17 protein-coding genes are annotated in these 24,079 nt (G+C 34.0%); 7 read left to right on the forward strand and 10 right to left on the reverse strand.

The genetic code is table 11. The annotated features are described in order from the left end of the window. Window positions 1-47 precede the first annotated feature (47 nt). Window positions 48-2,519: a ribonucleoside-diphosphate reductase subunit alpha gene (locus tag HRU50_RS07885; RefSeq protein ID WP_296349919.1), complete on the forward strand. Its 2,472-nt coding sequence runs from the start codon at window positions 48-50 to the stop codon at window positions 2,517-2,519. Window positions 2,520-2,665: 146 nt separating this feature from the next. Continuing rightward, window positions 2,666-3,166, forward strand: coding sequence for an RDD family protein (locus HRU50_RS07890; protein ID WP_296349921.1), 501 nt, complete (start codon window positions 2,666-2,668; stop codon window positions 3,164-3,166). 74 nt (window positions 3,167-3,240) lie between these two features. Here the strand turns inward: HRU50_RS07890 and HRU50_RS07895 are convergent, their stop codons facing one another. Continuing rightward, window positions 3,241-5,508, reverse strand: a complete 2,268-nt coding sequence (locus tag HRU50_RS07895; RefSeq protein ID WP_296349923.1) for an inorganic phosphate transporter — start codon at window positions 5,506-5,508, stop codon at window positions 3,241-3,243. Window positions 5,509-5,792: 284 nt separating this feature from the next. On the opposite strand from HRU50_RS07895, the gene HRU50_RS07900 reads away from it, so the two are divergent. Beyond that, complete coding sequence (locus HRU50_RS07900; protein WP_296349925.1) at window positions 5,793-6,149, forward strand: nicotinic acid mononucleotide adenyltransferase; 357 nt, start codon at window positions 5,793-5,795, stop codon at window positions 6,147-6,149. A gap of 77 nt (window positions 6,150-6,226) precedes the next feature. On the opposite strand, the gene HRU50_RS07905 is transcribed toward HRU50_RS07900, so the two are convergent. Then, the gene (locus HRU50_RS07905; protein ID WP_296349927.1) at window positions 6,227-9,070 is read right to left on the reverse strand and encodes a TonB-dependent receptor; all 2,844 of its coding nucleotides are present in this window, start codon (window positions 9,068-9,070) and stop codon (window positions 6,227-6,229) included. A 73-nt stretch (window positions 9,071-9,143) separates the two neighbouring features. Then, window positions 9,144-10,421, reverse strand: coding sequence for a hypothetical protein (locus tag HRU50_RS07910; protein ID WP_296349929.1), 1,278 nt, complete (start codon window positions 10,419-10,421; stop codon window positions 9,144-9,146). A 250-nt stretch (window positions 10,422-10,671) separates the two neighbouring features. On the opposite strand from HRU50_RS07910, the gene HRU50_RS07915 reads away from it, so the two are divergent. Both HRU50_RS07915 and HRU50_RS07920 read left to right on the forward strand, forming a co-directional pair. Further along, complete coding sequence (locus HRU50_RS07915) at window positions 10,672-12,009, forward strand: deoxyguanosinetriphosphate triphosphohydrolase (protein ID WP_296349931.1); 1,338 nt, start codon at window positions 10,672-10,674, stop codon at window positions 12,007-12,009. A gap of 76 nt (window positions 12,010-12,085) precedes the next feature. Continuing rightward, on the forward strand, window positions 12,086-12,262 hold the full coding sequence (locus tag HRU50_RS07920; RefSeq protein ID WP_296349933.1) for a hypothetical protein: 177 nt from the start codon (window positions 12,086-12,088) through the stop codon (window positions 12,260-12,262). Here the strand turns inward: HRU50_RS07920 and dxs are convergent. Both dxs and HRU50_RS07930 read right to left on the reverse strand, forming a co-directional pair. Then, window positions 12,239-14,008, reverse strand: a complete 1,770-nt coding sequence (dxs, locus tag HRU50_RS07925) for a 1-deoxy-D-xylulose-5-phosphate synthase (RefSeq protein WP_296349935.1) — start codon at window positions 14,006-14,008, stop codon at window positions 12,239-12,241. The two genes, HRU50_RS07920 and dxs, sit on opposite strands and share 24 nt — an antisense overlap. A gap of 33 nt (window positions 14,009-14,041) precedes the next feature. Continuing rightward, on the reverse strand, window positions 14,042-15,088 hold the full coding sequence (locus tag HRU50_RS07930) for an outer membrane beta-barrel protein (RefSeq protein WP_296349937.1): 1,047 nt from the start codon (window positions 15,086-15,088) through the stop codon (window positions 14,042-14,044). A 200-nt stretch (window positions 15,089-15,288) separates the two neighbouring features. On the opposite strand from HRU50_RS07930, the gene HRU50_RS07935 reads away from it, so the two are divergent. Together HRU50_RS07935 and HRU50_RS07940 are read left to right on the forward strand one after the other, a co-directional pair. After that, entirely contained in the window at window positions 15,289-15,738 is a 450-nt protein-coding gene (locus tag HRU50_RS07935; protein ID WP_296349939.1) for a nucleoside deaminase, read from the forward strand. Between the two features lie 10 nt (window positions 15,739-15,748). Further along, the gene (locus HRU50_RS07940) at window positions 15,749-16,225 is read left to right on the forward strand and encodes a protease complex subunit PrcB family protein (protein ID WP_296349941.1); all 477 of its coding nucleotides are present in this window, start codon (window positions 15,749-15,751) and stop codon (window positions 16,223-16,225) included. 28 nt (window positions 16,226-16,253) lie between these two features. Here the strand turns inward: HRU50_RS07940 and HRU50_RS07945 are convergent, their stop codons facing one another. The 5 genes from HRU50_RS07945 to HRU50_RS07965 form a co-directional block, all read right to left on the reverse strand. After that, window positions 16,254-16,445 (reverse strand): cold-shock protein, encoded by a 192-nt coding sequence (locus HRU50_RS07945; RefSeq protein WP_296349943.1) that lies wholly within the window; start codon window positions 16,443-16,445, stop codon window positions 16,254-16,256. Window positions 16,446-16,543: 98 nt separating this feature from the next. Continuing rightward, window positions 16,544-16,789 (reverse strand): hypothetical protein, encoded by a 246-nt coding sequence (locus HRU50_RS07950; RefSeq protein WP_296349945.1) that lies wholly within the window; start codon window positions 16,787-16,789, stop codon window positions 16,544-16,546. 40 nt (window positions 16,790-16,829) lie between these two features. Next, entirely contained in the window at window positions 16,830-18,611 is a 1,782-nt protein-coding gene (locus tag HRU50_RS07955; RefSeq protein ID WP_296349947.1) for a chloride channel protein, read from the reverse strand. 45 nt (window positions 18,612-18,656) lie between these two features. Beyond that, window positions 18,657-20,411 carry an aspartate--tRNA ligase gene (gene aspS, locus HRU50_RS07960; RefSeq protein WP_296349949.1) on the reverse strand — a complete coding sequence of 585 codons (1,755 nt, stop codon included), beginning with the start codon at window positions 20,409-20,411 and terminating at the stop codon, window positions 18,657-18,659. A gap of 114 nt (window positions 20,412-20,525) precedes the next feature. After that, on the reverse strand, window positions 20,526-24,062 hold the full coding sequence (locus tag HRU50_RS07965; RefSeq protein ID WP_296349951.1) for an efflux RND transporter permease subunit: 3,537 nt from the start codon (window positions 24,060-24,062) through the stop codon (window positions 20,526-20,528). Window positions 24,063-24,079: the final 17 nt, after the last annotated feature.

Genomic DNA, 24,079 nt, shown 5'->3' on the forward strand with positions numbered 1-24,079 from the left:
ACTTTTTCTGAATTGGTGTATTCAGAATACTAAAAACTAATTGACATATGTATGTAGTAAAAAGAGACGGGCATAAGGAGCCTATGATGTTCGATAAGATTACAGCTCGTGTAAGGAAGCTGTGCTATGGATTAAACGAACTTGTAGATCCAGTAAAAGTTGCCATGCGAGTTATTGAAGGACTTTATGATGGCGTAACAACCAGCGAACTAGATAATTTAGCTGCTGAGATTGCGGCTACGATGACCACAACACATCCTGATTATGCCAAACTTGCCGCTCGAATCTCTGTATCTAACCTACATAAAAACACCAAAAAATCTTTCAGTGAAGTAATGGAAGATTTATATACATATGTCAATCCTAGAACCGGAAAAAAAGCACCGTTATTATCTGATGAGGTTTATAATGTTATTCAAGAAAATAAAGAGCGTTTAGATTCGACGATTATTTATAATCGCGATTTTGGTTATGATTATTTTGGTTTTAAAACGCTTGAGCGTTCTTATCTTTTAAAGTTAAATGGCAAGATTGCTGAGCGTCCACAACATATGTTAATGCGTGTGTCAGTTGGTATTCATTTAAATGATTTAGATGCGGCTATTGAGACGTACGAGTTGATGTCTAAAAAATATTTTACACACGCTACACCAACACTTTTTAATTCTGGTACACCAAAACCACAAATGTCTTCATGTTTTTTGTTAACAATGAAAGACGATAGTATAGATGGTATTTATGATACTTTAAAGCAGACAGCAAAAATTTCGCAATCTGCTGGTGGTATAGGTTTATCTATTCATAACATTAGAGCAACTGGTAGCTATATTGCTGGTACTAATGGTACATCTAATGGTATAGTTCCTATGCTTAGAGTATTTAATGATACAGCGCGTTATGTAGATCAAGGAGGTGGAAAGCGTAAAGGAAGTTTTGCCATTTATCTTGAAACTTGGCATGCTGATATTTTTGATTTCTTGGATTTAAAGAAAAACCACGGAAAAGAAGAGATGCGTGCAAGAGATTTATTCTATGCGATGTGGATTTCAGACTTGTTCATGAAACGTGTACAAGAAGATGGTGAGTGGACTTTAATGTGTCCTAACGAATGTCCTGGATTGGCTGATACACATAGTGAAGAATTTGAGGCTTTATATACAAAGTATGAGGCGGAGGGCAAAGGGCGCAAGACGATTAAGGCAAGAGAGCTATGGGAGAAAATTTTAGAATCTCAGATAGAAACAGGTACGCCTTACATGTTATATAAAGATGCAGCTAACCGTAAGTCTAATCAGAAGAATTTAGGTACGATTAAGTCCTCTAATTTATGTACCGAAATCTTAGAGTATACATCACCAGATGAAGTAGCTGTTTGTAATTTAGCATCGATAGCTTTACCAATGTTTGTAAAAAATGGGGAATTTGACCATAAAGAATTATTCCGCATCACAAAACGTGTTACAAAGAATTTAAATAGAGTAATAGACAGAAATTATTATCCAGTAATTGAAGCCGAAAATTCTAATATGCGCCACAGACCAATTGGTTTAGGTGTGCAAGGTTTGGCAGATACGTTTATTAAATTACGTATGCCATTTACAAGTGATGAAGCAAAGGCGTTAAACCAAGAAATTTTTGAAACCCTTTATTTTGCTGCAGTAACAGCTTCAATGGAAGAAGCAAAGGTTGACGGACCATACCAGAGCTATGAAGGTTCACCAATGAGCCAAGGAGAATTTCAACATAATCTTTGGAATATTAATGATGAGGATTTAAGTGGACGATGGGATTGGGCAAAACTTCGAAAGCAAGTTGAAAAACATGGTGTACGTAACTCATTGTTAGTGGCGCCAATGCCAACAGCATCGACATCTCAAATTTTAGGGAATAATGAGTGTTTTGAGCCTTACACATCCAATATTTATACAAGACGTGTACTTTCAGGTGAGTTTATTGTAGTTAATAAGCACTTACTTGAAGATTTGGTAGAGCTTGGTCTTTGGAATGAATCGGTGAAGCAAGATATTATGAGAGCTAATGGTTCTATTCAGAATATAGATGTTATTCCACAAGACATAAAAGAGCTCTACAAAACAGTGTGGGAGTTAAGTATGAAAGATATTATAGACATGTCTCGTCAAAGAGGCTATTTTATAGATCAGTCGCAATCGCTTAATTTATTCATGGAAGGTGCTACAATGGCTAAATTAACATCTATGCATTTTTATGCTTGGAAGAGTGGCTTAAAAACAGGAATGTATTACTTACGTACTAAGAGTGCCGTTGATGCTATTAAGTTTACATTAACTAACAAGAAGAAAGAAGAGCCTGTTGCAGAAGCTGTTCAAGTAACTCAAGATACCACAATTGCTGATCAACAAGCAAAGGCAGCAAAGACAGCAGCCAAGTTTACTCAAGAAACTACGGAAGTAGAACCTATGTCACCAGAAGAAATGAAGGCTTTAATTGCACAAGCAAAAGCATCAGAAGGTGATGATTGTTTAATGTGTGGTTCTTAATAATTCCAGCAGAGGAAAGAACTTCAGTTTAAGTGTTATCAAAGCATCTCATCATTGAGATGCTTTTTTTATGATTTAAAAAGATCGTCATAAGGTGTTGGTATTTATGAAGGAAGTTTATATTTGAGTTTTAAATGTTATAATTTATGAATAGAAATAAGCATGTGTCTCAAGATGTTTTAGCAACAAAAGGGTTACGATTTGCAAATTTTATTATTGACTATATTGCTATAATCGCATTTTCTACGGTTATCGGAATTGTAATCGGTATCATTTCTGGATTAGTTGGAAGTTTTGCTTTTTTGGACTTTTTAGAAAGTAATGTTATTGTAGAATATCTTTTTGGCTATTTAATTTGGCTTGTGTATTATTTATCTTTTGAATTCTTTTTAAAAGGTCGATCTATAGGTAAGTGGATTACCAAGACGAAAGTTGTTACACATGACGGTTTAGAACCTAGTTTTGAAACTATTTTAGTGAGATCCTTATGCAGGTTCATACCTTTTGAACAATTTTCTTTTCTAGGTACAGATGGAAAAGGATGGCACGATTCTATATCCAAAACTTATGTTGTTGAAGTCAAGAAATTTGAAGAAAAGATTGAAACAGAATTTGAATTAGATCAAATTGGGAAATTACCAGAATAGACTGAATTCTGATACAATAAAAAAAGCCTTAGACATAATACTAAGGCTTTTTTATGAGATAATATTAAAATATCTTACTTGTCGCCATTTGGCTGAGCAGGTTCAACTGAACTGTCATGAGAATGGTAGTATTCTTCAAGCAAATTCATCATTGCAGTCAATAAATCTTTAGTCTCTAGTAATAAACTGAAATATAAGGTAGTATTTTTAGGACTAGACTCTTCGTTTCTGGTACGCTCAACCTGCTTCTGAATTTTAGCTTTCACCAATTCAAAAGTTTGAGGTTTATTTTCAATGACTGCTCCTATTTTTTCAAAAGAATGAGATTCAAAAGCTTCTTGAGTACTCATAAAAAGTGCTTCAAGATGATTATCTAAATCTTTAAGCTCTTTAATCTGACTAAATTTTAACTTCTTATGATTGTTATTAACGTGTTTATGACTGACCTTAGAGATATATTCTAAAGATTGGGTCATGTCTTGTAAATGACTTAATATATTAATGTAGAAAGTACTTGCAGACTCACTTGCTCCATCCAGATTTCTGATAAAATAAAAGAGGTTGTCCTTAAGGCCATCAATTTCGTCAGATAACTTATCAACTTGAGTTCTATTTTTTTTAAGCAATTTTAAATCTTGAACGGCCAAGCCGTTTATTGCTGAAGAATAAATTTTATTTCCGCGTTTTACAACAGTAGCAATATTAAGAGCACTTTCATAGATTACACCTTGAGTAGAGCTACTCTCGGCGCGTTCTAATCGATCTTCTTCTTTCATAATTTTAGAACTCTTTCTGTGCGAAAGATAGTTTCTTGCTATAAGGAGTATTGCTACAATAAAAAGTCCAACTAAGGCATATCCTTTGCCATAAAACAGAATATAAGCCATGATTGCTGCAGCAACAAATGCACTGAATGCCGTAAAAAACCATCCACCAATAACATTGAGTACACCAGCAACTCTGTAAACAGCACTTTCACTTCCCCAAGCTCTATCCGCTAAAGATGTACCCATTGCAACCATAAAAGTAACATAGGTAGTAGATAATGGTAGCTTCATAGAGGTCGCTATAGAAATAAGTACACTTGCGACCATAAGATTTACCGATGCTCTGATCAAATCAAACGCTGGTTTATCTTTTGATTTCACTACGGAAGTAGGTTGTACAAATCTAAAGTTTGACCAGGCAATAAAAGACTCTGGTAATATACGAGTCATGCTTTCGTTGAGTCCAATAGTTAACCTAACAATATTTCTAGACAAATAATTAGGTTCAAAACGCTCTTTAACTTCATCTTGACGCGATAAGTCTACAGAGGTTTTAACTACGGCTTTTGCCTTACTAGAAAACCAAAGCGTAAGCACCATGATAAGACCTGCAATCAAAAGTAATAGCGGTTCTGTTTGTACTGGTTCACCTAGAGCTGTCATGACGTAATTTGATGGTTGTACTCCACTAATTGACCAAGCCTCATAAGAGTTGTATGCAGCAATAGGAACACCTATAAAGTTTACTAGATCATTACCGGCAAAGGCAACAGCTAAAGCAAATGTTCCGATGATAATAATGATCGTGTATATTTTGGCATTGAAAAGTTTAACAGCTAAATAAGAGATAAGCGTGAATACAACAAAACTACCTTCAATAAAATATACGGGATGATTATTTAAAAAATCTAAAATGTAATCAGGAACAAAAGTTGCATTCTTTAAACCCTTTACAATAATAAAATACATAATTGATGTTACTGCGAAACCGCTAAATATAGCACTGTACCAAACTGGTTTTTCCTCAAACTTAAAAGATAGTAGTAAACGAGATATATACTGTATGATAGCACCAATAGTAAAGGCTACAACAACTGAAAGTAATATGCCTAGTATAATCTCAATAGCTTTTTCGTTATTGATATAGTTGCCTAAGTCTATAATAGACTGAGAGTCGTCCGCATATATCTTAATAAGTGATACAGCGACTGATGCACCAAGTAATTCAAAAACGATAGAAACTGTTGTGGAAGTTGGTAGACCTAGTGTATTAAAAAAATCTAGGAGTAGTATATCTGTGAGCATTACAGCCATAAAAATGACCATAATTTCGTCAAACATAAACTCTCCAGGATTAAAAATACCTTTACGAGCAACTTCCATCATTCCGCTAGATGTTAGTGCACCTACAGCTACACCAATACTAGCAACAATCATAATGGTTTTAAAAGAAACAGCCTTTGAGCCTATAGCCGAATTCAAGAAATTTACGGCATCATTACTTACTCCAACTACTAAATCTGCTATTGCAAGAAATGCCAATGCAGCTAGCATATAGATATAAATGTTCTCCATTTAAAGCATTATAAAATTGGTCACAAATTTCATCTTTTAATTTGAACGTAATGTTACTAAAATGTTATGTTCTAAATGTAAATAGAAAATTGAGTAAAAGTCAAAAGTGCACTTTTGTTACTATTTAGGTATAAGAGCTTTAATGTTAATTAAATAAAATTATTTAACATACTGAAAATCAAGTAAAAACAAGCTAAATGTTAAATAAATGTTACGTAAAAGTTGCGGTAAAGTAAAAAAAATGTTATGTTTGTAATGTAATTATTAATTAAAGTAGGAATAAAATGAAAAAGGTATTAGTATTTTTAATGGTATTAGGTGTAAGTTTTACTTATGCACAAGATAAACAACAACCTAAATTAGAGAAGAAAGGTAAATTAACTTATGCGACGTATTATCATGATAATGGTGAAATTAGTCAAACAGGAACTTTTAATGCAGATGGTAAGGTGCACGGTGAATGGAAAAGTTACGACCTTAATGGAAACAAGACAGCCTTAGGAAATTATGACAATGGTGTTAAGGTAGGTAAATGGTTCTTTTGGCAAGGTGAGTCTTTAAAAGAAGTTGATTATATCGATTCTAGAATTGTGAGTGTTAATCTTTGGGAAGGAAAAACGAAGTTAGCTATTTCTAACTAAAGACATTCTACAGATAAAAAATAAAAAAGGCTTTCTGATTTCAGAAAGCCTTTTACTATTTATAATAGTGGGTATTATTAAAATTTAAACGTGTATCCTAAAGAGAACTCTCTAAAAGGTTGTCTTAATGAGAAAATCTGGTTGCTAGTTCCAAATGAAGTAAATTCACTTAAACGCTCAGCAGCTAGAATGTTACTCACTTTAATGTCAATTGAAGAGCGCTTATCTTCTCCGAAAGATTTATTAAGTGTAAAGTTTAAACTATTAAACGGTTGCGTATATACATCTGGTACCTCACGAATACCTACAACTTCTAAAGTTTCACCTTGTACATTAAAGAATAAGCCTGTTCTTAATCCTATATCTGTATTATCATAGTTTAATCCAAGATTAATTAGGTAAGGAGCTTGTCCTTGTAAATCTCTTTTTCTATCAATGGTTTCGCCATCTCTAGCAGAAGCAACTCTACCTGCAAATTCATCGTCAGACATTGTTAATTCAGATTTAATCACAGAGAAGTTAGCTGTAAGTTTAAGATTATTTAATCCTTCAGAGATAAATCCTAATCGTTGTCTTGCTTCAAACTCAGCACCATAAACTACAGCGTTACCAAGATTACCTACGGTTAACTGTGTAGGTGCAGATAAAAAGAAGGTTTGTTCAATAGGATCTGTAAAGTCTTTGTAAAAACCACTTATTGCAAACATCTGTCCACCTTCTTCCCCGAAAAATTCATATCTAACATCAAAGTTGTTTACATATGTAGGAACTAAATCTAAGTTACCAATGAATAGTCTACTTGTAATTGGATCAAAAATCTGTGCAACAGAAGCTTCTTTAAATGAAGGCCTTGCTGTTGTGCGAGAATAGGATGCTCTAATGTTCGACTTATCGTTAACTGCGTAAATCAAATTCGCAGATGGGAAGAAATCAAACTCATCTAAGATTAACTCTCTATCAAAAACGTTTTCTGCATCTTGACCCGTGTAGAAAGAGCTGAATTTCTCAGTTCTAATACCTACAACAGTTTTTAATTTCTCTAAAATATTAAATTCAGTTGAAAAGTAAGTTGCAGCAATATGTTGTTCACCTTCATATGCATCTTGCGGGTTAAAGTTATCCGTAAATACAACAAATGTTCCCGCATCTGTTTCAGGTGTCCAGATATTATCGGTATTTAATAAATTATTGGCATTACCATCAGCGATGAAAGACTGATCACCTCTAATATTGAATGTAAAATCATCAATACTGAAGTCTCTGAATTTATAAGTGTAAGCACCACCAAATTTAATTTTAGCCGAACGACCAAAAATATCTACTCCTTTGTCAAAGTCAGCTTTCCCGGCCCAAGACTCTTCAATTAAGTGTCTCCATAATTGTATAGGTAAAGTTGACGCAGATGGACTCAAGAATGAAGTACCATCATCAGCTTGCTGAAAAGGTGTAATTCTATGACCTTTATCCATTACCTTAGAAAAGGTAGGAGATAATTTCCATTCAAAATTGAAAGGCTTATCCTCATTAATACTATTTAATCTGTGTTTACCAGAAATTAATAAGTTCGTAATAGAACGCTCAGTATAGGTGATAGAATTCTTCGTTAATGGCTCTAAACCACCACCAGTACCATCTTGCGAAATCGTTTGGTTAAAGAAACCTGCTGTAGATTCTCCATTTTGAATGTGTAATAAGTTAACTCTAAACTTAGAGGTGTCAGTTTTATAAGCCAAACCTAACATACCGTTTAGAATCACATTATTAATACCTTCAGAACCTCTTGAGTCTAAAGTAGCAATCATATCATTTTGCGAAGTATCTTGAGGATTCTTAATAAATGCCCCATCCAATCTATTCTCATAAAAAGTTGTATTATTTTTATAAGAGAAAGATGCCTGATACCCTAATTTATCATCACCAACATCATACTGGTTACCTAAAGTAAAACCAAAGTCAAAATTCATTCCACTGCGTTCTTGTTTCGCAGCGAGCTCTTTTGAGAATCTATCAGTAAGTGTTGTTAAGGTAGTTGTATTTACACCATTTCCAATTATGCCCTCTTCAAATTGGTATCTGTTCACAGGTACATTACGAGTACCATCATCATAACCGAAGATATCAGTATCACTTCCTTCAGATGTTAAATAGTTGTCATTGAAGTGCATATCAGGATTGTAACCAGTACCTAATGAAATAGAATATTCTCCCTTTGAAGGGAAATCTTTAGTCACAATATCAACAATACCACCAGTAAAATCTGCAGGATATTCAGCCGATGCTGATTTTAATACAATTACGTTCTCTAAAATATTCGTTGGAAATAAATCCATCTGAATTGTATTACGATCGGGATCTAAACCTGGAATATCAATCCCATTTAAAATAGACTTAGTATAACGATCACCTAAACCACGTACATACACATACTTACCACCTTGAATAGAAACACCAGGCACAGACTTTACAGCAGTCGCAACATTACTTGCACCAGTACTTTTTATGGCCTGTGAAGACAATCCGTCTAATACAACAGTTGATTTTTTCTGTAAGTTTAATACAGCACTTTCTGTGTTTTTACGAGTAGTAGTAGTAATTACAACTTCATCTAAAGAGTTAGATGCCATTACAACATCTAAAGTAAATACTTCTCCATCCTTTATAACAACATCAGAAATTTCTTGTGTAGTATAGCCTACAAAAGAAAATACGATTGTATAAGTACCTTCTTCTAACTCAAGTTCGTACTTTCCATCAAAATCAGATGTTACACCTGTTGTAGTACCTTTTACAAGGACATTAGCAAATGCAAGAGGCTCATTAAATTCGCCGTCTATTACTGTACCTGCTACTTTACCTTGAGAAAAGGAAAACAATACTGATAGAAAGAAAACAAAAGTTAATACTTTTTGTATATTTTTCATATAAAGTTTTATGTAACCCACCACTTACCTAGTAAGTAGGTGGGTTTAATTATTTTGTAAGTAGTATTTATTCTTAGAATCCTAAGCCACCCTCAACATTAGAGTATGTCCAGCTTAGTTCAGAAGTAGTTGCTCCAACAGTTTGAGCACCTTCTGTTACAGCAGTCGCAGTAGAACCGAAACCTGTTACCATTACATTTTCAGCTTTGTTAACAAAGATACTTGTAACGTCAGTAACACCAGCAGGTAAAGCGATTTCCCAAGCACCAAAAGTTAATAAACCATTATTGTAGTTTGTAGCAACACCATCGTTGTCTAACTCAACATCTGAAGAATCTTTAAAACCAAAAGCATATACGTTTTCAGTAAAACCTTGTGCATTACTTCTGTAGTCAGCGTACTCACCATTTGCAGTAACAGTGTTTCCTATGATAGTTGCATTACGTAAAGTAAATTCACCAGCACCTGTACCTTCAGGACCATCAATTTCGAATGCGTGGTCAGAAATATCACCTAACACTACAACAGCATTATCGATAATCCCTGAGTATGCTTGGTCAATGTCTATAGCGTCGTCACCTTGAGCCCATACTAATAAGTTAGAAGCATTACAAGTACCACCAAAGAATTCAATACCGTCATCAACGTTTGCAACTACCTCGATATTGTCAATGATTGTACCTTCACCAACACCACCTAAAGTAAGACCATTGATTTCGTTACCTTCACCAATTAAAGCACCACCATGACGGATAGAGATATATCTCATACTACCTGAACTATCCATAGCGTTTGTACCACCATAAAGTCCAAAAGTATCATCCGCAGGAATTCCTTCAATTTGAGCCTCTACGATATCACCTGAAAAAGAACAAGGAGCATTTCCTAATACGATTAATCCACCCCAAAGGCCTCTATCATCTTGGTCTAAGTTTGTACCAGCACTTTGGCCACAAGAAATATTATCTTGAGTAGATGTAAAAATAATTGGCTCATCAGCAGTACCATTAGCGTTTAATGTACCACCTCTAGCTACAATAAGAGCAGAAGCTAAAGAACCTGTACCAGCAGCACCTTTGATGATAGTACCAGGATTAATTGTTAATGTTGCACCTGCAGGAACAACAACTTTTTGGTTTAATTGATAGATGTTATCATTTGTCCATACAGTACCGTCAGCAACTTCACCAGTTACAGCTACAGTAGGACAGTCATCTCCACCACCAGGATTTTCATTAATAATTGTAGTTGTTGAAGAAGTCTCTACAATTAATGGAGCGTCATCATCTTTAAAACATCCAGTAAATACTAGGGAAGAAGCTACCAATGCGATTAAAAGTAATTTTTTCATTTTTAGTTTAATTTTAATAATACAATTTTTAGTTTTTATTGTGCTGCAAAGAAACTGCGATTCTCGGTTGATGAGGTTAATCAATAATTAAAGATTTGTAATCAAAAAGTTAGTGTAGCGTTAGCTGAGTGTTAATTGAAATAAGATTAACGAAACAATTAATTAACATTAGGAAATGGGATTTCTTACTAAGATTTTTCTAATCAATTAATTGCCAAATTATCTATCTTGCATTGCATAAAGTATTACTATGACCTGGGAACAATTATTATCCTTAAAGCGCTTCGGCGATACCAATAAAAGACTAAGAAAAGAGCAAGATGAAACCCGTTTAGGCTTTGATTCAGATTATGACCGTATCATTTTTTCATCAGAATTTAGAAGCTTACAAGATAAAACTCAGGTGGTGCCTTTGTCTAAAACAGATTTTGTGCATACAAGACTTACGCATAGTTTAGAAGTAAGTGTTGTCGGAAGATCTTTAGGGCGACAAGTAGGTAAGTTAGTTTTAGAGAAGCATCCACACTTAGCAAATATGCATGGTTACAAAATGAACGACTTCGGTACCATTGTTGCAGCCGCTGCTCTAGCTCATGATATTGGGAATCCACCTTTTGGGCATTCAGGTGAAAAAGCTATAGGTGCCTATTTTAAAAACGGAAAAGGACAACAATTTAAAAGTCAACTTACAGATAAAGAATATCAAGATTTATGTGATTTTGAAGGTAATGCTAATGGTTTTAAAATCCTCACAGAAAGTAGAGAAGGACGTTCTGGTGGATTACGGTTAAGTTATGCCACACTTGGTGCCTTCATGAAGTATCCAAAAGAGTCTCTTCCCAAAAAACCTACTACGCATATTGCAGATAAGAAGTATGGCTTTTTTCAAAGTGAAAAGGAAATATTTGTTGATATTGCTAATGAACTTGGTTTGGAAAGAAGACATAAAGATCATTTAAGTTTTCAAAGGCATCCATTAACTTATTTGGTTGAAGCTGCAGATGATATCTGTTACACAATTATAGATTTTGAAGATGGTATTAATCTTGGACTTATAGATGAAGAATATGCGTTGGAATATCTAATTAATTTGGTAAGAGATAAGATTATAACTAAAAATTATAACACTTTACAAACCAAGCAAGATCGAGTGAGTTATTTAAGGGCTTTAGCTATAGGCACCTTAATTGATGAAGCAGCAACCCTTTTTATGGCGCATGAAGAAGCTATACTATCAGGTGAATTTAAAACAGCCTTATTAGATGTAAGTCAGTACAAAGCTCAAATCGCTGATATAATAAATCTCAGTATAAAAAATGTGTATCGTTCAGATGAGGTTATCAGCAAAGAGATAGCGGGTTACGAAATTTTAAATCAATTATTGACTTCTTATTGTGAAGTGGCAAAGCGTCATTTTGAAGATGATTTAACGAGCTATGATAAACTACTTCTTAGCCAACTTCCAAAAACCGTAGAATTATCAAAAGAATCTATATACAAGAGTCTTTTAAATATTTGTCTATTCATCTCTAAGTTGTCAGATACTAATGCCATGAAGATGCATCTAACGTTAAAAGGACATATTTAATAATGCATTTCGTCGAAAAAATTTGCGTTTTATCCGAATAGGTTATAATTTTACCAATAGCCCCTAAAATCTATTTATGAAACGCAACTCTCTCGGAGGACTTGTAGCCTTTATGGTTATCCTCACAGGCCTTTTAGTTATTGATGATTTAACTAGCTCTCAACAAAAGCCAATAATCTCAGATAATATTCAGTTAGATAATAATGAAAAGTCAACTGATCTAGCCACGCTAGATGTTGTGGAAGACGAGTAATTCTTTGATTTTTTGTTGAATTGACTGAGCGTCTATTTTTTGATTTTTCCTTAATTCGGACACTTGTCCATGCTCAATGAATGCATCGTCTATACCTAAGATTTCAATCTTTTGTGTATAATTGTTTTTATTCGCAAAGGCTAATACCGAGCTACCTAAACCACCATTAATGGTTCCGTCTTCTATGGTTATTATTGCTTTATGCTTGCTGAAAGCCTCGTGAAGTAGATCAGTATCTAGAGGCTTGAGAAATCTCATATCATAATGTGAAACATTATGATCGCTAATGGCTTCGCTCACAGCATTAGCCGTCGTGCCAATAGATAGAATTGCAATATCTTCACCACTTTTTAAGATTTCACCTTTTCCAATGGCAATGTTTTCGTATGACACTTTCCAATTAATGAGATGACCTTTACCTCTTGGATAACGAATCGCAATGGGGAAATCGATACCTAACTGTACTGTATACATCATATGTCTCAGCTCAATGGCATCTCTTGGTGCAAAAATGACCAAATTTGGAATACAATTAAGATAAGCCAAGTCGAAAACACCATGATGGGTTGCACCATCTTCACCAACTAAACCAGCTCTATCTAAACAAAATATAACCGGTAAGTTTTGTAAAGCGACATCATGAATAACTTGATCATAAGCACGTTGTAAAAACGTTGAATAAATATTACAAAAAGGTATATAGCCTTGTGTTGCCATACCAGCGGCCAAAGTCACGGCATGTTGTTCTGCTATACCAACATCAAAGGCGCGTTCTGGAATTTCTTCCATCATATATTTTAATGAACTACCAGTTGGCATTGCAGGAGTAATACCAATAAGTTTTTTGTTTTCTCTAGCGAGTTCTACAATGGTTTCACCAAATACATCCTGATATTTTGGTGGTTCAATATTTGAAGTTTTAGGAATTAATTCACCTGTACTAGCATCAAATTTTCCAGGTGCATGGTACTTAACTTGGTTTTCTTCAGCTTGCTTTAAGCCTTTCCCTTTAGTTGTAATGACATGTAAAAACTTCGGACCTTTTATTGTTTTGAGACGCTCTAATTCTGAGATTAATGCCTCAAAATCGTGTCCATCAATTGGGCCTGAATAATTGAAATTTAAGGCTTCAAAAATATTATCTTGTTTTTGAGTACCCTTTTTTACATTAGTAAGGTATTGCTTTAAAGCACCAACGCTTGGGTCAATGCCAATGGCGTTATCATTTAGAATAACTAAGAGGTTAGCATCAGTAACGCCAGCGTGGTTTAAACCTTCAAAAGCCATACCGCTAGCAATAGATGCGTCGCCAATAACAGCAATATGATGTTTGTCTTCACCACTAAGTTGAGAAGCAATAGCCATTCCTAAAGCAGCAGATATTGAGGTTGAAGAATGACCTACACCAAACGTATCATAAATGCTTTCATCTCTCTTAGGGAATCCACTAATACCATTAAGTTGTCTATTGGTATGAAAATTATCTTTTCTTCCTGTCAGTATTTTGTGACCATAAGCTTGGTGGCCTACATCCCAAATTAATAAATCTTCTGGTGTATTAAACACATAATGCAAGGCAATAGTCAATTCTATAACGCCAAGGCTTGCACCTAAATGACCTTCTTTAGTCGCAACTATATTGATGATAAATTCACGCAGTTCTTTTGCAAGTTGTGGTAGCTCATCAGTTTTTAATCGACGTAAGTCTGTAGGAATATTTATGTCTTTCAGGAGTACTTTTTGCACAATGCAAAAATACTAGATTTTATTGGCCTTTTATTAAAAAATTCTATACCCGAGTATTAGTGATAAAGATGATAAGTCACTTTGAGCCGTAGCACCAGTTTTAGTGATGTTTTTTCCTGTATAATACCTTAGTTCAAAACTGGTTTTTTTACCATTATTAAAACCTAATCCAAACATGAAATTTTGAGCTGAAGTAATATCACCTTCGGCAAAATTATCAATTTGAATAGTTGAGTTATTAATCAGATCAAAAACAAATCCTGTATTAAGAAATAATTTATCTTTTGAATTTAAGAAAAAATTATATCTAAGCCCAACAGGAATTTCAAGTGATCTGTAATTTATATTTAACTGACTAGAAGATTCTATGTTTTCACCTTTAAACGATACTAAAGTTGGTTCTACTATTATGGCCCACTTATTATTGTTAAATGGCAATATGAATTCTGCTTCAAGACCAATTCTAAGGGAAAATTTACTGTCAAAATTAATACTCGAATTACCTTGGCCATTAGGCTGAATTTTTAAGGTCGAATAATTTATTCCAGGTCTAATATTAATTTTAATAATTTCATTTTTTGTTGTGAATATTTTATAGTCTGAATTGAATAATTCGTTGTATTTGCTGAACAATTCAATCAACTCTTTTTTCCTATATTCTAAATCTTGAAAATTTTGGGTAACAAATTCCTTATGTGTTAAATTGTTTTTCAATTCTAGTCTAAATCTCTTATTTTCAAGTATTTTGTTTTCTTTGTTGATATACTTTTTATAAATAAGTGGTTTAATTTCGATATCATCGATAGAATAGAAAAACTTTGTACTATTGCTGTCAGTGAAACTAAAAAGTTTTGCCTTTCCTTCAATAAGTACTTTTAAAAAAACAGTAGTATCAATATATTCAGGTTCTTTGTTCGTTGAAAGTTTAGAGGTGTTAAAATTAGATTTATCAACTTTGACTTTGGCTCTAATAAATTTAAATTCATTGTAAACACCAAATTCTAAGATTTCATTTAATGAATGGACGTATGTTTCAGAATTCTCAATTTTTTTATATTTAAAGTCTGATGGGTTTTTCAACCAATTTAAGTCTTTGATGAAACACTCAGTTTTAATATTATTGGATGTAATGAAGTATCCTTTTTTAAATGAAGTTTGAGTAAAGCAAAAATTGCTTAGCAAAAGTAATACAAAGAGTATGTTTTTAGTCATGGTTGAAATTCAATATATGCGCGAAGTTACTAAATTGGTAAATAAAAATACAAGTAAAATCCTACAAAATGATAAATTCATATGACGATACTTACTTTATGCGCAAAGCACTTGAAGAAGCAGAAATTGCGTATGAAAAAGGCGAAATTCCCGTTGGTGCTGTAATTGTTGTTGAAGATAGAATTATTGCAAGAGCTCACAATCTAACTGAGTTACTTAATGATGTTACTGCGCATGCAGAAATGCAAGCCATCACAGCTGCAGCAAATTTTTTGGGTGGAAAGTATCTTAACAAGTGTACCATGTATGTTACTTTAGAACCTTGTCAAATGTGTGCAGGTGCATTGTATTGGACACAAATGGATAAACTTGTTTATGGTGCTTCAGATGAAAAGCGTGGGTTTATTAATATGGGTACAGCGCTTCACCCTAAAACAAAAGTTATCGGTGGAATTTTAGCTGATGAGTCATCTCAACTTATGAAACGTTTTTTTATTGAAAAGCGAAATCTCAATTAAACCTTTTAAAATGAATAAAATATTTACCTTATCTGTTCTATTATTTGTGCTTAATTGTAAATCAACATCCAATTCAAATCAAATGAAAAGTATAATTGATGAGATGCTTATAGATAAAGGAAATTTATATGGTGCAGGTGCTGAAGGAATAACGAAGCAAAATCTTATTATTTCTAATGCTAATCATTGGAAAACATTGATTCAAAAATTAGATAGAGTAAATAAGGTCTCTGATGGTTTTTCTCAAAAAGAAATTGATTTCGAAAAGTATAATGTCCTTGCAGTCTTTGACGAAGTAAAAAATACAGGTGGACATAGCATTGCGCTGGAAATTTCTGAAAACACAGAGCATACAATCGTAAATGTGAGCTTTAATTCACCTCAAGGTATGGCTACAACTGTAATATCACAGCCATATATTATTGTTAAGATTGAGAAAAGTGAATTTCAATTGTTTTTAAATAAAAAACGCCCAACCATTGGTTGAGCGTTGAAACTGTAACATAATGTATATCTTAAAGGATGCTTATGTTTGTTGCAACCATCCCTTTTCTTCCTTCTGCTTCTGTGTACTCTACATTATCTCCTTCACGAAGTTCTAAACCATTAAGGTTAGATACGTGTACGAAGATGTCCTTTCCTGTTTCTTCGTTTGTAATGAATCCAAATCCTTTTGAATCATTAAAAAATTTAACTGTTCCAGTCATTATAAATAAATAAAAATTAAAGTGCAAAGGTAGTGTATTAACTAACGCCAAGTGTTAATAAATCGTTTAATTTAAAGAAGTTGAAAATTAAGGGATTATTAGTATTTCTTTTCCTTTTGGTTTTGGCGCATTTTGTCTAGGTTTTCCTTTGTGAGCATATAATCATTGACATCCTTATCTTTCCAGCGATAGTAAGAAAACAAAGGAAAAACTACCAAGAATAGGCCAAGAACACCAAATCCAACTAGTTTTTTTGAGTATTCAACCTCTAAAATAAATCCAGAAGCGATACTTGCTAAGGACGCTATAAAGGCAATAAATGTTATGGTTTGAATAGTTTTCATAGTTTTTTATGTCAAATCGAGCGCCTAACACAAAATGTATTTATGACGTAAAATTAATCAATTCTCTACGATAAGCTGTTAAGAGTTTAGATTTTGAGACGAATCCATAATATTTCTTGTTTCTGATTACTGGAAGGTTCCAAGCGCCAGACTGCTGAAATTTTGCCATTACCTTTTCCATTGAATCTTCTTCATAATAAATAACTTCGGGTGGTTTTTGCATAAACGTTTCAACAGTAGTAGAGTTATACAAGCTTTGGTCAAACATCACTGAACGGATATTGTCTAAAAGTATAATGCCCATAAAGTTGTTGTCTATATCAGTAACCGGAAATAGGTTTCTATTAGATTTTGCAACACCATTTTTTAGCATGTCACCAAGTGACATTTCGGGATGTAGTTGCACAAAGTTCTGTTCAATTACTGAATCTAACTTCATTAAAGTCAAGACATTTTTATCTTTATTTTGTGTGAGTATGGTACCTTTTTCTAGAAGTTCTTTAGTGTAGATGGTGTGATCTAATCCGTTTTTGTTAATAATAAAAGACATAGATGCCGTAATCATCAATGGTACAAATAGTTGGTAGCCACCTGTAATTTCTGCAATCAAGAATATAGCAGTTAACGGAGCGTGAAGTACACCAGCGATAAGACCTGCCATACCAACAAGTGTAAAGTTGGCCTCAGACACATTAAAGCCTAAGCCACAATTATTAATAACTTTAGCAACAACATTGCCAAGTGCACTTCCCATAACTAACGACGGAATAATGATTCCACCGGTTCCGCCAGCAGCAAAAGTTGTGGTCATGGCAATGGCTTTAAAAATGGTAATGCCAAAAAGAAGCGCTATGACAATCCATATATTATCTAGATATTCGTTTAATGGTGTGTTGCCTAGTGCGTCAATATCATTACCAAGCATGAGGTTATTTATAAACCCAAAACCTTCACCATAAAGCGGTGGAATAAAAAAGAGCATAACACCAATGGCAATTCCTCCAACGATTAGTTTTTTACGAGCAGACTTAAATCTATTGAAAAAGGATGTAATAGCGAAGTAGATCTTGGTAAAATAGATGGAAGCGAAACCTGTTCCTATACCTAAGGTGATATAAAATAAGGTGTCTTTAATAGCAAACTTATCTGTGACATGAAAATCAAAAAGTACACTATCACCTAAGAAAAAATATGATGTAATTACTGATGATACTGAGGCGATAAGTAATGGCAGTAATGATGCAAAAGTAAGGTCTAAACTAAATACTTCTACTGCAAAGATGATTGCCGCAATTGGTGATTTAAAAATGGATGCAATTGCACCAGAAGCCGCATACGCAATTAAGAGACTTCTTGTTTTTCTGTCTATATGAAGTAATCTTCCAAGATTAGAGCTGGCTGCCGAAGCTGATAATATTGCAGGTCCTAAAAGTCCTACGGAACCACCAAAACCAACAGTTAATGGTGCGGTGATAAGTGGAAAGTAAATGGATTTTTTATTTAGAATACCATCTTTTTTAGATAAAGAATATAATATGGTTGGTATAGCATGATCACCATATTTTTTGGAGATATACTTTACAAATAGATACACTAAGAAAAGACCAATAATCGGAAGAATAAAGTAGATGCTATTTTCTGATAAAATGATACCTTTTTCAAAAACGGCTTCTATAGCAAAAGTGATGTTCTTTACAAAAACAGAAATTAAGCCGGCGAGCAACCCAACAATCAAACTCAATAAAAATAGAAAGTTCTTTTCAGAGATATGTTTGTACCTCCAAATCAGAATTCGTCTAAAAAAGTTTGCTTTAGTTGGCATCGTTTAAAACTAACAAAAAATCCTGCAATGCGCAGGATTTAATAGTTATGATTGAATATTCAATTTTAAATTAAGCTCTGTGAGTTGTTCTTCATCAATTGGTGCTGGAGCATCTATCATGACATCTCTACCAGAATTGTTTTTCGGGAATGCTATAAAATCTCTAATGGTTTCTTGTCCGCCTAAAATCGCCACTAATCTATCTAGACCAAATGCTAAACCTCCATGTGGTGGTGCACCATATTGAAACGCATCCATTAAGAATCCGAACTGCGCTTTTGCTTCTTCTTCAGTAAATCCTAAGTAATCAAACATTAATGCTTGGGTTGCTTTATCATGTATTCTTATAGAACCACCACCAATTTCATTACCGTTAAGTACTAGATCGTATGCGTTTGCCTTTACAGCACCTGGATCTGTTTTTAATAATTCTATTTGACCTGGTTTTGGTGAGGTAAATGGATGATGCATTGCGTGATAGCGCTCTGTATCTTCATCCCATTCTAACAACGGAAAATCTAAAACCCAAAGTGGAGCAAATTCGTCTGGCTTACGTAAACCTAAACGTTCTGCTAATTCCATACGTAAAGCACTTAATTGTGCTCTAACTTTATTGGTATCTCCTGAAAGTACACAGATTAAATCTCCTGCTTTTGCTCCTGTGACTTCAGCCCATTTTGCTAAATCGTCTTGGTCGTAGAATTTATCTACTGAAGATTTAAAACTTCCATCTTCATTGCATCTACAATACACCATTCCTAAAGCACCAATTTGAGGACGCTTAACCCAATCAATTAATTTATCAATCTCTTTTCTTGTGTAACTATTTCCGCCAGGAACAGCAATACCAACCACTAATTCTGCTGAATTAAATACCTTAAAATCTTTATGCTGTGCAACTTCGTTAAGTTCACCAAATTCCATCCCAAATCTGATGTCCGGTTTGTCGTTTCCATATAAACGCATGGCTTCGTCATAAAGCATTCTTGGGAATTTTTCAACCTCAACACCATTAATTTCTTTTAATAAGTGACGTGTTAACCCTTCAAAAGCATTTAAAATGTCTTCTTGCTCAATAAACGCCATTTCGCAGTCTATTTGCGTAAACTCTGGCTGTCTGTCTGCACGTAAATCTTCGTCTCTAAAACACTTCACAATTTGGAAGTATTTATCCATGCCACCAACCATTAACAATTGTTTGAAGGTTTGAGGCGATTGTGGTAATGCGTAAAATTGACCTTCGTTCATACGAGAAGGTACTACAAAGTCACGCGCACCTTCTGGTGTTGACTTAATCAAATAAGGTGTTTCAACTTCAACAAAACCATCTTTAGATAAGTAGTTTCTAACCTCTTGAGTAACTTTATGCCTAAAAATTAAACTGTCTTTTACAGGATTACGTCTAATATCTAAGTAACGATATTTCATACGTAATTCTTCTCCTCCATCTGTATCATCTTCAATTGTAAATGGTGGTAATAGCGCTTCGTTTAAAACGGTTAATTCTGATACTAAAATTTCAATATCACCTGTTGGAATATTTGGATTTTTAGAAGCACGTTCTTGTACTTTACCTGTAACCTGAATCACAAACTCACGTCCTAACTTTTGAGCTTGTTCCATCATGTCCTTAGAAGTCTGCTCTTCATCAAAATAAAGTTGTGTAATACCATAGCGATCTCTAAGATCTAAGTATATCATAAACCCTTTATCTCTTACTCCTTGCACCCAACCTGCAAGTGTTACTTCTGTGTTGGTATGTGATGCTCTTAATTCACCACAATTATGACTTCTATACATAATAAAATTTTAGAGCTGCAAATTTAATCAACTTAAAGGATAAAAAAATAAAAAGCCTCAACAATTGTTGAGGCTCATCGCTATTAATCACTCTATATAAGTATATAAAGTTTACTATTTATCTAATGCTAATCTTACGTTTTCGTCAATGGCAATATTTTCCTCTACATCTTCAGCAACTAAAGCTACTCTTTGACTGTACAAACGCATTTTTAATCTTGTTGTAAGATAAAATAAAATTGGTACAACTATAAGTGTTAAGAATGTCGCAATGAAAAGTCCATAAATTACTGTCCATGCTAAAGGTCCCCAGAAGATAACATTATCTCCACCTACATATATATTAGGGTCAAACTCACTAAATAGTGTAAAGAAGTTAATATTTAAACCAGTGGCCAAAGGAATTAATCCTAAAATGGTTGTAATTGCTGTTAATAATACAGGTCTTAGACGAGCTTTTCCACCTTTAATAATGGCTTCTAGTAAGTCTTCCTTTAGAAGGTAAGCAGTATCATCTAGATTTTGCTCAACCTTTTTCCTATCAATAAGTAGTTGCGTGTAGTCTAATAACACTACACCATTATTTACAACAATACCAGCAAGTGAAATGATTCCCATCATAGTCATCATAATTACGAATGCTGAACCCGTAATAATTAATCCACCAAATACCCCAATAAGACTTAAGAATATCGCAAGCATAATGATTGCTGGTTTTGACACCGAGTTGAATTGGAAAATAAGTAAAAAGAAGATTAAACCTAAGCCAGCAAGGAATGCCAAAGACAAGAAATTCATCTGTTTATTTTGTTCCTCAATTTGACCAGTGTAATCTACTGAAACGCTAGTTGGTTGCTCTTCAAAATCTTTCATTACATCTTGTACTTGAGATACAATAGCGCCAGCATCTGTATAACCAGGTGCTAATGCAGAGTAAAGTGTAACAATACGTTTGGTATTTCTGTGCTTTATAGCGCTAAACCCAGAGGTATTAGTTTGTGATGCCACTGCAGATACAGGAATTTCCTTTACCTGACCAGAAGCCATATCTCTAAAGGTTATTTTCTGATTAAAAATGGCATTTTTATCATATCTGTTTTCTTCATTGAATCTTACATAAATATCATAATCATCACCACCTTCTTTATAGATACCTGCTTTTGCACCAAATACAGCATTTCTTAATTGTTGTCCTACCTGACCAGCCGTAACTCCTAACTCACCAGCTTTTTCTCTATCAACAAGAACTTGCATTGAAGGTTTTGATCTGTTAACATCAATTTTTAATTCGTCAATTCCTGCAATATTTTTTGTGTTGATAAAATCTCGCATTTTTTCAGCGGTCGCAATAAGCTCTGCATAGTCATCACCCGATAATTCTAGGTTAATTGGGTGACCAGCAGGTGGACCAACTGGATCTTTTTCTACAGAAATGGTAACACCAGGATAAATATCCTTAAGTCCTTCTTGTACTTTTTTATAGAGCTCCTTACTATCTACTCCTTCTCTAAACTTAAATTCTCGCATGGTAGCTGTGATCTTGCCGCGATGTGGCATTTCTGCCTGTGAACCACCGTCAGTCATTGGGTTACCAGCACCTTCACCAACTTGGGATACCGCACTTTCTGTTAAGAAATTGTAATTGCCATGCTTATAAGAATCTTCATTAATAATCGTGTAAACGCGCTCTTCAATCTCTTTTGTTATTGCATTGGTTTTTTTGATATCGGTACCTTCAGGATATTCAATGTAAACTACAATTTGATTTGGAGTATTGTCTGGGAAGAATTCTACCTTTGTTCTTTGACTTCCAACTGAAGCACCAAAGCCACCGAAGGCAACGAAGAGTAATACAAATGTTACTACGGAAATGACAATTGGTCTCCATCCTCTTAAAGCAGCTCTTAATGTTTTTTCGTAAAAACGTTCCCACCTTGGTAATATTTTGTTTTGAAATCCATTAGCCCAACTTCTTAGGAATAATCGGTAAATCCATAATAGAATGATAGATAATATCATTAATGTTCCTAGACCTCTGTAAGCACCACCTACAAGTAGAATAAGTCCACCGATTATAGATACAATAACTGTTATTGAAATGATTTGCTTCAAAGTCATTTCTTTGTCTTCTGTTGACATGTATCGAGACACTAATACCGAATTAAAGAAGATAGCAACAAATAATGATGAACCTAGTACAACTGATAAAGTTATCGGGAAGTACTTCATAAATTGCCCCATTACGCCTGGCCATAATCCCAATGGTATAAAAGCTGCTACAGTTGTGGCTGTAGAAATAATAATAGGGAAAGCAATTTCACCGATACCTTTCTTGGCAGCTTCCATGCGACTCATGCCTTCCTTATCCATCAATCGATATACATTTTCTACTACAACAATACCGTTGTCTACAAGCATACCGAGTCCCATAATGAGACCAAATAGTATCATTGTATTCATAGTATATCCTAATAGGTTAAGAATCATCAATGACATAAACATAGACATAGGAATTGCAAAACCTACAAACAGGGCATTTTTAAAACCTAAGAAGAACATTAATACTGTAACTACTAATATAATTCCGAAGATGATGTTGTTTACCAAATCGTCTACCTGACCAATAGTCTTTGAAGATTGATCATTAGATATGGTAACTTGTAAGTCTTGAGGAAATTCATCTCTAATGGCATCTTCAACAATGACTTTAATTTGATCAGCAGCTGCAACCATGTTTTGCCCATTACGCTTTTTAACATCGAGCATTACTACAGGTGCGCCAAATTCTCTTGCATAAGTTGTTTTATCTTCATCCTTGAAAGTTATAGATGCTATATCTTTTAGATAAATAGCATTGCCTCTTTCAGACTTTACAACAAAAGATTCAAGTTGTTCAGGATTATCAATTTCACCAATTACTCTAATTGTTCTGCGTTGACCACTGTTAATTAGATTACCAGCAGACATGGTCATGTTTTCTCTACTAATGGTATTGATTATATCGTCAAAACTTACTTGGGCTGCCATCATTTTATAGATATCAACAGCTACTTCAACTTCCTTGTCCTGAGCACCTCTAATGTCAACTGCTTTAATTTCTAGAAGACTTTCTATTTTATCTTCTAGATATTCTCCATATGACTTTAGCTTATCAACAGGATAATCACCAGAAATATTAATATTTAAAATAGGTGTTTCTTCAGAAATACTTAAATCAAAAATATTTGGTTGCACCTTAGCGCCGTTAAAAGTTGGCCAATCTTCACTCGAAGTTTCTACATCTACTTCATCCTTAATCTTTTGTTTTGCGGCTTCTACAGTAATACCTTCATCAAACTCTACAGCAATACTTGAGTAATTTTCTAAAGATGTTGAAGCGATCTCAACAACATTACTTACAGATTTAATTTTATCCTCAATAGGGTCTGTTATGAGCTTTTCTATATCTTCAGCCGTGTTACCGGGATAAACAGTACTGATATATATTTTTGTTTCCTTAATTTCAGGGAAATTTTCTCTCGGCATACTATTATATGCTGAAGTTCCCAAGATTAAAATAACAGCAATTAAGACATACATCGTGGTTTTATTATCTATTGCCCAAGATGATAAGCCGAATTCTTTATATACTTTTTTAAATTTTTCAGACATTGTGATCGTCTTATTTT

It is taken from the genome of Winogradskyella sp. (assembly GCF_013213835.1).
GTDB lineage: Bacteria > Bacteroidota > Bacteroidia > Flavobacteriales > Flavobacteriaceae > Winogradskyella.

Bases quoted from the DNA above. Each gene is read 5' to 3' on its own strand.
- HRU50_RS07940 (WP_296349941.1), top strand. From the start codon at position 15,749: ATGAATAAAATATTTACCTTATCTGTTCTATTATTTGTGCTTAATTGT.
- HRU50_RS07955 (WP_296349947.1), bottom strand. From the start codon at position 18,611: ATGCCAACTAAAGCAAACTTTTTTAGACGAATTCTGATTTGGAGGTAC.
- HRU50_RS07910 (WP_296349929.1), bottom strand. From the start codon at position 10,421: ATGAAAAAATTACTTTTAATCGCATTGGTAGCTTCTTCCCTAGTATTT.
- aspS (WP_296349949.1), bottom strand. From the start codon at position 20,411: ATGTATAGAAGTCATAATTGTGGTGAATTAAGAGCATCACATACCAAC.
- HRU50_RS07890 (WP_296349921.1), top strand. From the start codon at position 2,666: ATGAATAGAAATAAGCATGTGTCTCAAGATGTTTTAGCAACAAAAGGG.
- HRU50_RS07965 (WP_296349951.1), bottom strand. From the start codon at position 24,062: ATGTCTGAAAAATTTAAAAAAGTATATAAAGAATTCGGCTTATCATCT.
- HRU50_RS07950 (WP_296349945.1), bottom strand. From the start codon at position 16,789: ATGAAAACTATTCAAACCATAACATTTATTGCCTTTATAGCGTCCTTA.
- HRU50_RS07900 (WP_296349925.1), top strand. From the start codon at position 5,793: ATGAAAAAGGTATTAGTATTTTTAATGGTATTAGGTGTAAGTTTTACT.
- HRU50_RS07935 (WP_296349939.1), top strand. From the start codon at position 15,289: ATGATAAATTCATATGACGATACTTACTTTATGCGCAAAGCACTTGAA.
- HRU50_RS07945 (WP_296349943.1), bottom strand. From the start codon at position 16,445: ATGACTGGAACAGTTAAATTTTTTAATGATTCAAAAGGATTTGGATTC.
- HRU50_RS07895 (WP_296349923.1), bottom strand. From the start codon at position 5,508: ATGGAGAACATTTATATCTATATGCTAGCTGCATTGGCATTTCTTGCA.
- HRU50_RS07920 (WP_296349933.1), top strand. From the start codon at position 12,086: ATGAAACGCAACTCTCTCGGAGGACTTGTAGCCTTTATGGTTATCCTC.
- HRU50_RS07905 (WP_296349927.1), bottom strand. From the start codon at position 9,070: ATGAAAAATATACAAAAAGTATTAACTTTTGTTTTCTTTCTATCAGTA.
- HRU50_RS07885 (WP_296349919.1), top strand. From the start codon at position 48: ATGTATGTAGTAAAAAGAGACGGGCATAAGGAGCCTATGATGTTCGAT.
- HRU50_RS07915 (WP_296349931.1), top strand. From the start codon at position 10,672: ATGACCTGGGAACAATTATTATCCTTAAAGCGCTTCGGCGATACCAAT.